The sequence below is a fragment of the Rhabdobacter roseus genome, assembly GCF_014202275.1.
GTDB classification, from domain to species: domain Bacteria; phylum Bacteroidota; class Bacteroidia; order Cytophagales; family Spirosomataceae; genus Rhabdobacter; species Rhabdobacter roseus.
In genome coordinates, this window is sequence record NZ_JACHGF010000005.1 from 102,671 (window position 1) to 115,502 (window position 12,832).

A 12,832-nucleotide genomic window follows, 5' to 3' on the forward strand; every position below is an offset into this window, starting at 1 on the left:
CCGTTAGTCCGCCGGAAAGTACCTTCCGAGCCAGTCGATCATTTTGGCAAAAACATCCAGCGCCGCCGCCGGACTCATGCCGTGTTTTTCGTGAGGATACAGCTCCAGCTGCGCCGGAATACCCAGCGACACGAGCTTCTGGTACAAGTTGGTAGCCTGGCTCACGTGCACCAGCGGGTCCTCCTCCCCGTGAAACAGGATGGTAGGTACCCCCGTAGCCTGGGTGAGGTGGTAGGCGGGGCTGGCGTCCCGGCAGATTTGGGCCTGCGGGTCGGCTTCCCCCAGAAACCGGATCACGGTTTTGTCGGCATCGCTGCCGTCGGCCCGTACCCTTTTGTCGGTTAGGTCCGTTGGCCCCCACAAATCCACGACGGCCCTAACCTGCCGGGCGGGGTCGTAGCCGTAGGCGTAGAGCATGGCCAGGTGCGCCCCCGCGCTACCGCCCATCAGCGCCAGCTCGTCGGCCCGGTAGCCGTAGCGTTTCGCATTTTTGGTCAAAAACGCCAACGCCTGGGTTATGTCTTCGATCTGGGTCGGAAATAAATTTGCGCCGTCCTTGACCAGCCGGTAGTTCATCGACACCAGCAGGTACCCCTTTTTTCCCACCAGCTCGTCGATGAGCAGCTTGGGAAATTCGCTCTTGTCGCCCCGGCTCCAGGAGCCGCCGTGCAGGTACACCAGCACCTTCGTCTTGGCCGACAGGTTGGCGGGCAGGTAGGCGTCCAGCAGGTTGTCTTTTCCTTCGGCGGGTCCGTAGCGTACATCCATGAGCGCCCGGTAGGTCGGCTTGGGAGCGGCGACGGCCAACGTAGCCGGATTCCGCTGGTTGGTCGCGTTCAGGTAGGCTACCAGCTTGGCGGGCTGGTCGGTTTGTAGGCCCTGCACGCCTTTTTGCAGGGCGTCGCTCCAGCTCGTGGGGCCTTCGGATGGGCTTTGTACGTCCAGCCACACGGCCACGCCGTTTTCGCGCGCCGCCCGCACCATCGCCGTATCCTGCACGTTGTCAAGTACCTCTATTTGCACTTGTCCCAAAAAAAAGCGGAGCTGGTCGGCGCTCTTCACCTCGGCGGGCAGGCTGGTCATCAAAGGTACCTGCGGGGCCGCGCTGCGCCACTGCTTGTACTGGGGTACTTTATTGAGGTACACCACCACCTGCTTTTCCAGGCCCGCTTCCGTGATCTGCCGCCAGGCCTCGGCCACGTCGGCCTCTTTAAAATCCAGGTACAGGTTGATGCGCCCTTTACACGCCCGAAGTACCTCCCGAAACTCCGGAATGCGGTGCCCATCGGGGCTCCCGCCTACCTTCAGCGCCTGGAGCTCGGCCAGCGTTAGCTCGCTTACCTTACCGTGGCCGTTGGTCATGCGGTCCACGGTGGCGTCGTGGTGGATCACCAGGTACCCGTCGCGGCTGGTGCGGAGGTCCAGCTCCACGTAGTCGGCCCCGCTCTGGATAGCCTCTTCGACGGCCGCCAGCGTATTTTCGGGTACTTTGTCGTGCCCGCCCCGGTGGGCTATGACTACCAGGCCGTGCCTGGAAACGGGCAGCGGTGCCAGGGTACTTTGCGCCAGAGCGGCAGTGAGCCCCAGGCAGAAAAAGACGATGGATCTACCGATGTGGTTCAGGCTGATGGTATTCATGCTCATCCAATGCAAATGGTTTGCAGGTACTACGCCCCAAGTACCCAAAAGGACTAGCCCGCCGGGTACTTGGGGTACTTTACACAGCACTCAAAAAATAAATAAAGCCCTTCGGCGGGCAAAAGAAGGGTTGGAATGAGGTGGCACGTAGGCGAGCAAACGGAATTAGGACTAAACTCCGTCCTTGGGTTAGTTTCTACTCTTCTTTTTTTTGTATAGTTTTGAGCTAAAATCATCCTAAATCACGCACTTTTTTGACCGACCGGTACTTCATATACTCCGACGAGGACCTGCTGGAACTCATTCGCGCGCAGCACGACGAGCTGGCGTTTGGAGAGCTGTACCGCCGCTACGCCCGGACGCTGGTGTATACGGCCATTCGGAAAACGGGAAGTAGCACCGTGGCCGAGGACCTGGTGCAGGAGCTGTTTGTGAAGCTGTGGCTCAACCGCCAAAAAGTAGTAGTGCAGAAAAACCTGGCGGCCTACCTGAACGGCATGCTGCGCAACCACGTGATTACGTACTACTACCAGGAGCAAAAGAAGCGCCCGCTGCCGCTGGAGAATGCGGAATTGTTGACGGACGAAAAAACCAGCGAGCAGGTACAATTTGACACCCTGAACGAGCTCTACCAGGAGTCGCTGCAAAAACTACCCGAAAAGTGCCGGGAAGTATTTATCATGAGCCGCAAAGGATACAGCCTCCGGGAGATTGCGCAAACCCTCCAGATCTCCGAAAAAACCGTGGAAGCGCACATCAGCAAAGCGCTGCGCATTTTGCGCGTGGAGATGAAAGACTACATTGCTTTTGCGGTACTTTGCAGTAGCGTTTCCCCTCTTCTTTAAATATTTCTAAAAAAAATGCCTTGTTGAGTAAGGGATATTCCCGTTTGGTCCAGACTGTACCTATAGAAGTTGTACAAACCAAGGGAATACTGTTACAAAAACAATGGATCAACAACCTTTACCTCCCGACTTGCTGCGAAAGTACCTGACTGGCCAGTGCTCCGAGGAGGAGCGCCGTAGGGTCGATGCGTGGTACCAATCGCTGGACCGGGAGAACGAGGCCCCCTCTTACTCCTTCGACGAAGCCAACCTCCTGGAGCGCATCCGCGGGGATATCCGGCAGAAAGAAACCCACCAAGGACGGGTACTTTCGCGGCGGTGGCTGTACGCCAGCGTAGCGGCAGCGGCGGTGGTGGTGATGGCCCTGCTGTACCTGCCTCAGTACGCCCCGGCGCGCCGGTCGGAGCTGGCGGCGGAGGTACCCCGTGACATTCAATTCCGCAACGGGCAGAAAAAAATAGTGCGCTACTACTTGCCCGATAGCAGCCAGGTCTGGCTCAATCCTGGTGCGCAGCTTACCCACCCAAGTACTTTTGCCCAGGCCGGTACCCGCGAGGTACATTTCCGGGGCGAAGGCTTCTTTGACGTACGGCGCAACGAAGCGCAGCCTTTTGTGATTTATAGCGGCAAGCTCAAAACCGAGGTACTGGGCACGAGCTTCAACGTAAAAGCCAACGAAGACGAACCTACCTACCAGGTGTCGGTGGTGACGGGCAGTGTGGCCGTAAGCTCCACCGAAGCCCGGCCGCGGGCCGAGAGCCTGGTGCTCAAGCCCAACCAACAGGCTACCTTCCAAAGCCAGACGAGCCAGTTTACGCTTTCAGAGGTACACGAAAAGGCGTCGGGCAAGGAACACTGGCAACCGGTGTCGCTGGCGTTTGAGGATACTCCGCTCACGGAAGTAGTGGCCCGCCTGCAACGTACCTTCAAGGTGAAGATCGAGCTGGCCAATGCGCGGCTGGGTACCTGCCGCCTGACCATCGACCTGACCCACCAGCGCCTGCCCGAAATCCTGGAGATGATCAACACCATCGTGGGTACTACCTACGAAATGGACGCCCAGCGCATCGTGCTGTCGGGCGAGGGCTGCGCCCCCTAAGTACCCCTTTTTTGAGAAGTATACTAAACCTAACCCTACGTTTTATGACCTGACCACTACCTCCACCCCCGCTTTCACACGTTGGGCCAAGGGTCATAAAAAAATCAGGAGTGGTTGCAACACTCCTGACGATGAACTGACTAAGGCTCTCCCTCCCGTAGTAAGGCCGACCAAGCATAACCCGGGAAGTATTGTACGTATCCTTTAACCAGTTTACAGTAAAACTATGAAGAAACATTTGTATTCCAAGCACGGAACCTTATTCACGATTATGCGAGTAACGTTTTACCAGTTAGTGTGCGTAAGTTTTTTATCGGCGATGGCCTATGCCCATACTACCCCCGCTCAGGAGCTCCTGAACCGGGGCGTCACCCTGAAGCTTACGAATGTCGCTCTGAAAGAGGCCCTTTCGCAGCTGGAAAAAAGTACGCAGGTTCGCTTTGCCTACAGCAGCGATTTGATCCGGCTCAGCCAACCGGTTAGCGTGGAGGCTAACCAGGAGCGCCTGGCGTCGGTACTGGACCGACTGCTCACGCCGCTACAAATCGAGTACCGGGTCGTGAATAACCAGATACTTCTGGCCAAAGCCCGCAAAAGAACCTCCGCACAGGTACCTGAACGCGAAGAACAGCCCGGCTTCTTTGTGCAGCCCCTGGATGTGACCATTGGCGGTAAGGTAATCAGTGCCGATAACGAGCCGCTGCCCGGCGTCAGCGTGGTGATCAAGGGCACCACCCGCGGCACCACCACCGACGCCGAAGGTACCTACCAGCTCAGCGTGCCCGACCAGAACACCACGCTGGTGTTTAGCTTCGTGGGGTACATTTCGCAGGAAGTGGCCGTGGGCAACCGTACCCAGCTGAATGTCACGCTGGCGGCTGATGTTAAAGCCCTGAATGAGGTCGTGGTAGTAGGCTACGGTACCCAGAAGCGCGCGGACATTACGGGCTCGGTGTCGTCGGTTAGCGCTAAGGACATCCAGTCTATTCCCACCCCCAGCCTCGACGGAGCCTTGGCCGGAAAAATGCCGGGTGTGCACGTCTCCCAAACCACCGGTACACCGGGCGGCGGGCTTACGGTACGGGTACGCGGCACGGGCTCCATCGGAGCCGGCAACGAGCCGCTCTACGTCATCGACGGCTTCCCGGTTACGGCCAATTACAACCAGAATAATAACCCGCTCAACTCCATCAATCCCAACGACATTGAGTCCATCGAAGTACTTAAGGATGCCTCGGCTACGGCCATTTACGGTTCGCGGGGCTCCAACGGGGTGGTCATCATCACGACCAAAAGCGGGAAGTCGGGCAAGATGAAGGTGGATATCGACACCTATGCCGGGGTACAGAACGTCACCAAATACATGGACTTGATGAATGCCCGGGAGTTTGCGCAATACATCATCGACTCTCGCAACAACGCCTGGGTCGATATTGGTGGCAATCCTTCCGCCCCCAATTCACAACGAAGCGCCATATACCAGATCCTCCCCGCCTTGCAAAATCCCGAAGCCCTGGGCGAAGGTACCAACTGGCAAAAGGAAATTTTCCGAACGGCCCCCATGCAAAACCTCCAGGCGACGGTGTCGGGCGGAACGGACAACGTAAAGTACCTGGTATCGGGCAACTACTTTCGCCAGGATGGCGTCGTCATCAATTCCGATTTTGAACGCTACGCCCTCCGGATCAACCTGGAAGCCAACGCTTCCCGGCGCTTTAAGGTAGGCGTGAACCTCACCCCAGCCTACACGGTAAGTAACCCGACCCTTTCCGAAGGGCACTGGTCCAGCGGGGCCGTAGTACTTTCGGCCCTTACGCTGGCACCGCACCTACCGGTCTATGACGAAAACGGCAAGTACACCACCGGCCGCGCGCTGGGAAATGGCTTCAGTAGCATCTCTAACCCCGTGAAGCAGGCCCGAGAACGCACCGACCGCATCACCGACCTACGCTTGCTGGGCACAGTCTACGGCGAATATAAAATCCTGGACAACCTGACCTACAAGCTCCTGGTCGGGACGGATCTTTTGGCGTCGAACCGGAAGACGTACCGGCCTTCTACCCTGGGTACCGACGGGAACCCGCCGCCTACCATCCCGGTGGGAGGATATACCACGGACGACTCGTACAACTGGTTGGTCGAGCATACCTTGAACTACTCTTTTTCACGGGATAACCACCAACTAGATGCCCTGGGGGGCTTTACGGCCCAACGCGCCTACTCACATAGTTCGTCCATCTCTTCTACCAATTTCCCCAATGACCTGGTAGAAACCCTGAATGCGGGCCTGGTGACGTCGGCCTCTACCAGCGCCAGTGAGTGGTCACTGCTCTCCTACCTGGCTCGGGTCAACTATAGCTATATGAGCAAGTACCTCCTCACGGGCACAATCCGGAGAGACGGTTCCTCGCGGTTTGGTACCAATAACAAATGGGGCGTCTTTCCGTCGGTTTCGGCCGGATGGCGCATTTCGGAAGAGGCATTCCTGAAAAGTTTTACGCCTATCAGTGAGCTCAAACTGCGGGCCAGCTATGGATTCACCGGAAACAATTTTATTGGCAACTACGACCATGTAGGCCTTTTGACCACCCGAAATTACGTGTTTGGCGGCAGCGGAGGGGCGGTGGTGAATGGGATCGCTCCCAACTCCATCAGCAACCCCGATCTGAGCTGGGAAAGAAACCGGCAGCTGGATATTGGGCTGGAGCTCGGGCTCTTCCAGAACCGGGTATTCCTGGTGGCGGATTTTTACAATAAAATCACTTCCGACCTGCTCCTGAACGTACCGACGCCCTCCATTACGGGCTACACCTCGGCCCGGCAGAATATCGGCAAGGTACAGAACCAAGGCTGGGAGCTGGGCCTAACGACCCGCAACCTGAACCGGGAACTGAAATGGACTACGGACTTCAATATTTCGATCAACCGCAACAAAGTACTGGCCCTGGGGCCCAGCGGCGAGCCGATTTTCGGCAACTATGAGCTGAGCAACAGCCACATCACTGAGATCGGAAAGCCCCTGGGCAACTTCTACGGTTACGAAGTAATCGGGATCTTCCAGACCCAGGAGGAAATCGACAACAACCCCAGTTTTGCCGATTCCAGACCTGGCCATTTCCGGTTCAGGGATGTCAACGGGGACGGCGTGCTGAGCATACTTGACCGCACGATCCTGGGCAACCCGCTGCCCAATTTCATTTTTGGACTCACCAACACGCTATCCTACAAAGGATTTGACCTGAACGTCCTGATCCAGGGCGTGCAGGGCGGTGAGATCATGCACCTGGGCCGCCGGTTCTACGCCAACTACGCCGGAACGGCTAACGGCCTCAGGCACAACGCCTGGAAGTCGCCCCAGGAGCCCGGTGATGGCAAAACGCCCCGCGTCAACCGCGACCTCTCGCGCTATAGCAGCAGCAACGCCAGCGCCAATATCTCCTCGGACCACATCGAAGATGGCTCCTTCGTGAGGGTACGGAACATTTCGCTGGGTTATAACCTACCGACGGGCCTGGTCAATAAAATTTCGCTTACCAACGCCCGCGTGTACCTCAACATGGTCAACCCTATCACGTGGACTAAATACTCCGGGTATAACCCCGAGGTGAGTGTGGCCGGGGCCAATCCCCTCACGCCGGGCGTCGACTACGGCGGGTATCCCATTGCCCGAACCATCACCTTGGGACTGAACATAGGTTTATAATCCATAAAAAGCTTTATTCAAGATGAAATCATACCGTATTCTCATCCCGTTGCTACTGGTACTGCTCTCTACCGGAGGCTGCCGCCAAGGTTTTCTGGATCTGGCGCCCATATCCCAAACCAACAACGTGAATTTTTACCGCAATGCCGACGACATGCTCAATGCGGTCAATGCCGCTTATGCGTCATTGCAGTTCAATGGCTTGTACAACCAGGGCCTATACGCCGTTGGGGAGGTTCGCTCCGATAACACCGAAATTCTGGACGCCCAGAGCGGGATCGACATCACCCAAATCGATGCCTTTACGACGCTTACCATCAATGGGCTCGTCAGCTCCATCTGGAACGACCACTACCGGGGCATTCTGGCGTGCAATACCGTCATCGACCGGATCGCGCCCGTCGAAATGAATCAAACCCTCAAAGAACGCTACGTGGCCGAAGTGACTTTCCTGCGCGCCTTGATGTACTTCAACCTCGTCAGGATCTTCGGCGATGTACCCCTCGTCCTGAAAGAAACCTCCGACGTAACGGAAGGCTACTCCTACGGCCGAAATCCGGCCGCCGAGGTATACCAGCAGATCGAGCAAGACCTGCTGGCCGCCGAGCAAAAACTACCCGCTTCCTACGCGGGGGTGGAGATCGGGAGGGCTACCTCGGGAGCCGCCAAAGGGCTCCTGGCCAAAGTATACCTTACTCAAAAGAAGTGGGACCTAGCCGCGGCCAAAACCAAAGAGGTACTTGACGCCGGCCAGTATGATCTGCTGACCAACTACGCCGATATTTATCGGATCAATAATAAAAATAACCGCGAGTCGCTCTTCGAAGTACAATACAAAAAGGGTGGCTATGGCCTCGGGAGCCCTTTCAACAACCGGTTTGCTCCCCGCCTGTCGGGCGTGGTGGTCACCACCATTGGGGCCGGAGGCGGGCACAACCACCCTACCGCCGAGATGATCGCCGCCTACGAGCCGGAAGACAAACGCAAAGAACCCTCGCTGGCGCTGGGCTACACCAGCGGTAGCAGCTTTGTGGCCATTCCGTACGTAAAAAAGTACCTCGACCCGGCTCCCTTTGCCGCCAGCGACGCCGACAACAACTGGCCCGTGCTCCGCTACGCCGACGTGCTGCTGATGCGCGCCGAAGCCCTGAACGAAGTAGGCTATACGCCCAACGGCGAGGCCTTTACCCTGCTCAACCGCATCCGGACCCGCGCCGGTCTGGCGCCCAAAACCAGCGCCGAGCTCCCTACCCAGGCGGCTTTCCGGCTGGCCGTCGAAAACGAGAGACGCTTTGAGCTCGCCTTCGAAAATCACCGCTGGTTTGACCTGGTGCGCACGGGCCGTGCGCTGGAGGTGATGAACAGCAAAGGATTCAACATCCAGGCGCACCAGCTGGTACTGCCCGTTCCCCAAAACCAGATCGACATCAACCCGGACCGGATTAAACAAAATCCGGGGTACTAGCCTAAGCCATTCGTCTATTCTTTATAGCCCCCGGGGGGAGGTTTGCCCGTACCTCCCGGGGCCTTCTTTCCCTGATTTTTTCTATGAAAAAGATACTGCACTTTATTACCCTGATCGCGGTCGTGGCTACCGCTCAGGCCCAAACCAACGTCCACCCCGACGCCCGCTACGCCGAGGCGGAGGTACTTTTGCAAAAGGCCAACGGCTTCAAGGGGATCTGGTACATGAACCAACCCTCCAACGACGAGTACGTGTACAAGTACAGCGGCGGCCTGGCTACCTACCCCGCCAACCACCGGCCCTTTGCGATTTATGCCAAGGAGGTCAATAAAACCTTTTTCTGCTTCGGCGGTACCAACGACGCTAATTCTACCCTGCTGCACAACGTATCGTACTATGACCACAAAACCGGTAAAGTAGCCAACCCGGTGATTCTACTGGACAAAAAAACCACCGACGCCCACGATAACCCGGTGATTTCGCTGGACGACCAGGGCATTATCTGGATCTTCTCGACCTCCCACGGCGTGTCGCGCCCGTCGTACATTCACCGCAGCAAAAGGCCCTACGACATCAGTGAGTTCGAGACCGTGAAAGCCACCGAGCGGGTCGATGGCCAGGAGAAGCCTTTCGACAATTTCTCCTACTTTCAGGTGTATCACATCAAGGGCAAGGGCTTTCTGGCGCTTTTTACGAAGTACAACCAGTGGAGCGACCGCGTCATTGGCTACAACACCAGCGCCGATGGCGTACACTGGAATGAGTGGAAAGTACTGGCGCACATCGGGCAGGGCCACTACCAGATCAGCGCCGAGGCCGACGGCAAGGTGGGCGTGGCGTTTGATTTTCATCCCAAGGGCAAAGGCCTCAACTACCGCACCAACCTCCACTACCTCGAAACGACCGACTTCGGCCAGAGCTGGCACACGGCCACGGGCGTAACGGCCCAACTACCCCTTACGGACATCGAAAACGTGGCCGTGGTGAAAGACTTCGTCAGCGAAAAGCTGAACTGCTACCTGCTGGACATTACTTTTGATAAAAAAGGCCAGCCAGCCATTCTGGTAATTTCCAGCAAGGGCTACGAGGCGGGCCCTGGCAATAATCCGCGGCAATGGCGGCTCTTCCAGTTCAAAAACAACCAGTGGCAGAACCACGTCGTCACGACCTCCGACAGCAACTACGACATGGGCTCGATTTACGTCGAATCCGACAAGGTACTTAAGGTCATTGGCCCCACCGTGGACGGTCCGCAGGTATACAACCCCGGCGGTGAGATCACGATGTGGGCCAGTAAAGACGGTGGAAGTACCTGGAAAAAAGAAAAGCAAATGACCCAAAACAGCCCCATGAACCACTCCTACGTACGGCAACCGCGCGGCGCGCAGCCGGATTTTTACGGAATCTGGGCCGATGGGCACGGACGGAAACCTTCGGAGTCGTACCTTTACTTTACCAACCAAAAAGGCGACGTGTACCAACTACCCCGCCACGCCACCGAGGACATGATTACACCCCAACGCAAAAAATAGATTATTTCTAAACCCTTATTGCTTTTTCATGAAGTACCCTTTTTTAAAAATAAGCGCTCTTTTTCTCCTGGCCACTACCCTCAGTTTTGCGCAGGAAAGTACCTCCCGCAACAACCAGAAAGCCGACGGCTACAAGGGCATCTGGTTTACGCTGGGGCAGTTTTCGGAGTACGGCGACAAGTACTCCGGCGGCTTAGGTACCTACACGGCCAAGCACATTCCGCTCTCGATCTACGCGCCCAAGGTGAAGAAAACCTTCTTTGTGTACGGCGGTACCACCGGCGAAAAAGACCGGTACCTGCTGTGCATGATTGGGGTATACGACCACGCCAAAAAGACGGTGTCGAAGCCGACGGTCGTTTATGACAAAAAGGGCGTCGATGACCCGCACGACAACCCCAGCCTGGCCCTCGACGACGACGGGTACCTGTGGGTGTTTGTGAGTGGCCGCAATACCAGTCGGCCGGGCTTCAAGTACCGCAGCAGCAAGCCGTACGACATCGAGTCGTTTGAGCAAATTACGGAAGAAATCATGACCTACCCCCAGCCCAAGTACATTCCGGGCAAGGGCTTCCTGCATTTGTTTACCAAGTACACCGGCGTGCGGGAGCTGTACTTTGAAACCAGTCGCGACGGCGTCAGCTGGACCGAGGATAAAAAGCTGGCGGGCATGAAGCGCCCCGAAGACAAGAACAGCGGCCACTACCAGATCAGCGGCCAGCACGGCGAGAAGGTCGTTTTCTTTTTCAACTGGCACCCCAACGGCAACGTAGACCAGCGCACTAACATCTACTACCTCCAGACCACCGACATGGGCCAAACCTGGACCACCGTAGATGGCAAGAAGGTGGACATTCCCGTCACGGACGTCAACTCACCGATCTTGCTCAGGGAGTACTTTAGCCAGGGCAAAAATGTGTACATCAAAGATGTGAACTTTGACGAAAAGGGGAACCCCATCGCGCTGTACCTGGCCGGGCCCGGCCACCAGCCCGGCCCCAAAAACGGCCTGCGGGAGTGGTTTGTGATTTACTGGAACGGCTCCGCCTGGGAAAACCACCCCATCACCACCTCCGACCACAACTACGACACGGGCAGCCTCTTTGTAAAAGGAAACGAATGGATGGTCGTGGCCCCGACCGAAAATACCCCTCAACCCTGGGGCGGCGGCGGCGAGGTAGTGATGTGGAAAAGTACCGACAAGGGCAAAACCTGGACCCGTACCCGACAGCTCACCCAAAACAGCCCTCGCAACCACAACTACATCCGGCGGGTGGTGGGCGGCACCGACCCGTTCTTCTATTTCTGGACCGACGGCAACCCCGACAAGCTGAGCGAATCGCTGATGTACTTTGGGGATAGCAAGGGCCAGGTATGGCAACTACCGTACACCATGAAAAAAAATTCGGAAAAACCGAAGCGGGTCAAGTAAGTACCTGAGGCCGGTTTTGTAGTCTTACTAAAAGTACCCGTCCGGTGCCGTTCGTCCGCGAGCAGTAAGGGCAGGTACTTTTCCCCTTTTATTCCTACATCCGAAACCTACCTACCCAGGCTATGCAATTACACTTTTCCCGGCGCGATTTTGTGAAGCAAGCGGCCCTCACGGCCGGTGCGCTACCGTTTCTGTCTACCGAGGTACTGGCCCGCGAGTCGGCCACAGCGCAGGTCCCGGCAGCTATGCCCCAAATCCTGGTTTTCTCCAAGCACCTGCAATTTCTTTCGTACCCGGAGCTGGCCGATGCAACCGCCGACATGGGCTTCGACGGCATCGATCTTACCGTGCGCGGCGGCGGGCACGTCCTGCCCGAGCGCGTGGAAGACGACCTGCCCAAGGCTGTGGAGGCCATCAAGAAAGCGGGCCTGGCCCCCCTCATGATGACCACCACCGTGGAGGGCGGGCGCGACATCGACGACCGCGTGCTGAAAACCGCCGCCAGCCAGGGCATCAAGTACTACCGCATGAACTGGTACAAGTACAGCGAGACGGAGAGTCTGCCGCAAAGCCTCGAAAAGTACCGCCGCCAGGTCCGTGACCTGAGCCGCCAAAACAAAAAGCTGGGGCTGATCGGCTGCTACCAGAACCACGCGGGCATGCTGGTGGGGGCGTCGATCTGGGAGATCTGGGAAATGCTGCGCGACGCCGAAGCCAGCCACATGGGCGTGCAGTACGACATCCGCCACGCTACCGTGGAAGGGGGTACTTCCTGGCAAAACGGCCTCCGCCTGATCCACCCCAACATCCAGATTTTGGCCATCAAGGATTTCCTGTGGGAGAAAGACAGCAAGGGCGTGTATAAGGTAAAAAATGTACCCCTGGGCGAAGGCATGGTGGATTTCAAGACGTACTTTGGCTTGCTGAAAAAGTACCAGGTACAGGTACCTATCTCGCTGCACTTTGAGTACGACCTGGGCGGAGCCGAGCACGGCTCCCGCACGCCCAGCGTGGACCAAAAGGCCATTTACACGGCCATGCGCAAAGACATCAAGAAACTAAAAGAGCTCTGGCAAGAAGCCTGATGTTCTTTATTTTTTTCTTTCAAGCCCACCTTT

At 57.0% G+C, this 12,832-nt stretch carries 8 protein-coding genes; 7 read left to right on the forward strand and 1 reads right to left on the reverse strand.

From position 1 onward, the window contains the following. Positions 1 to 3 precede the first annotated feature (3 nt). Positions 4 to 1,644: a glycerophosphodiester phosphodiesterase family protein gene (locus HNQ92_RS16780; RefSeq protein WP_184175280.1), complete on the reverse strand. Its 1,641-nt coding sequence runs from the start codon at positions 1,642 to 1,644 to the stop codon at positions 4 to 6. A gap of 248 nt (positions 1,645 to 1,892) precedes the next feature. On the opposite strand from HNQ92_RS16780, the gene HNQ92_RS16785 reads away from it, so the two are divergent. From HNQ92_RS16785 to HNQ92_RS16815, 7 genes are all read left to right on the forward strand, one after another. After that, positions 1,893 to 2,483: an RNA polymerase sigma factor gene (locus HNQ92_RS16785; RefSeq protein ID WP_184175282.1), complete on the forward strand. Its 591-nt coding sequence runs from the start codon at positions 1,893 to 1,895 to the stop codon at positions 2,481 to 2,483. Between the two features lie 103 nt (positions 2,484 to 2,586). Continuing rightward, on the forward strand, positions 2,587 to 3,582 hold the full coding sequence (locus HNQ92_RS16790; RefSeq protein ID WP_184175284.1) for a FecR family protein: 996 nt from the start codon (positions 2,587 to 2,589) through the stop codon (positions 3,580 to 3,582). A 226-nt stretch (positions 3,583 to 3,808) separates the two neighbouring features. After that, a complete protein-coding gene (locus HNQ92_RS16795) occupies positions 3,809 to 7,285 on the forward strand; it encodes a TonB-dependent receptor (protein WP_184175286.1) in 3,477 nt (1,158 codons plus the stop codon). Positions 7,286 to 7,307: 22 nt separating this feature from the next. Continuing rightward, a complete protein-coding gene (locus tag HNQ92_RS16800) occupies positions 7,308 to 8,750 on the forward strand; it encodes a RagB/SusD family nutrient uptake outer membrane protein (RefSeq protein WP_184175288.1) in 1,443 nt (480 codons plus the stop codon). A gap of 83 nt (positions 8,751 to 8,833) precedes the next feature. Then, the gene (locus HNQ92_RS16805; RefSeq protein ID WP_184175290.1) at positions 8,834 to 10,282 is read left to right on the forward strand and encodes a BNR-4 repeat-containing protein; all 1,449 of its coding nucleotides are present in this window, start codon (positions 8,834 to 8,836) and stop codon (positions 10,280 to 10,282) included. Positions 10,283 to 10,310: 28 nt separating this feature from the next. After that, positions 10,311 to 11,714, forward strand: a complete 1,404-nt coding sequence (locus HNQ92_RS16810; protein WP_184175292.1) for a BNR-4 repeat-containing protein — start codon at positions 10,311 to 10,313, stop codon at positions 11,712 to 11,714. A 122-nt stretch (positions 11,715 to 11,836) separates the two neighbouring features. Further along, a complete protein-coding gene (locus tag HNQ92_RS16815) occupies positions 11,837 to 12,799 on the forward strand; it encodes a sugar phosphate isomerase/epimerase family protein (protein ID WP_184175293.1) in 963 nt (320 codons plus the stop codon). Positions 12,800 to 12,832: the final 33 nt, after the last annotated feature.

What these genes read in the sequence shown, in the direction of transcription:
- HNQ92_RS16805 (WP_184175290.1), top strand. Translation starts at nt 8,834, where the DNA reads ATGAAAAAGATACTGCACTTTATTACCCTGATCGCGGTCGTGGCTACC.
- HNQ92_RS16790 (WP_184175284.1), top strand. Translation starts at nt 2,587, where the DNA reads ATGGATCAACAACCTTTACCTCCCGACTTGCTGCGAAAGTACCTGACT.
- HNQ92_RS16795 (WP_184175286.1), top strand. Translation starts at nt 3,809, where the DNA reads ATGAAGAAACATTTGTATTCCAAGCACGGAACCTTATTCACGATTATG.
- HNQ92_RS16780 (WP_184175280.1), bottom strand. Translation starts at nt 1,644, where the DNA reads ATGAGCATGAATACCATCAGCCTGAACCACATCGGTAGATCCATCGTC.
- HNQ92_RS16810 (WP_184175292.1), top strand. Translation starts at nt 10,311, where the DNA reads ATGAAGTACCCTTTTTTAAAAATAAGCGCTCTTTTTCTCCTGGCCACT.
- HNQ92_RS16800 (WP_184175288.1), top strand. Translation starts at nt 7,308, where the DNA reads ATGAAATCATACCGTATTCTCATCCCGTTGCTACTGGTACTGCTCTCT.
- HNQ92_RS16815 (WP_184175293.1), top strand. Translation starts at nt 11,837, where the DNA reads ATGCAATTACACTTTTCCCGGCGCGATTTTGTGAAGCAAGCGGCCCTC.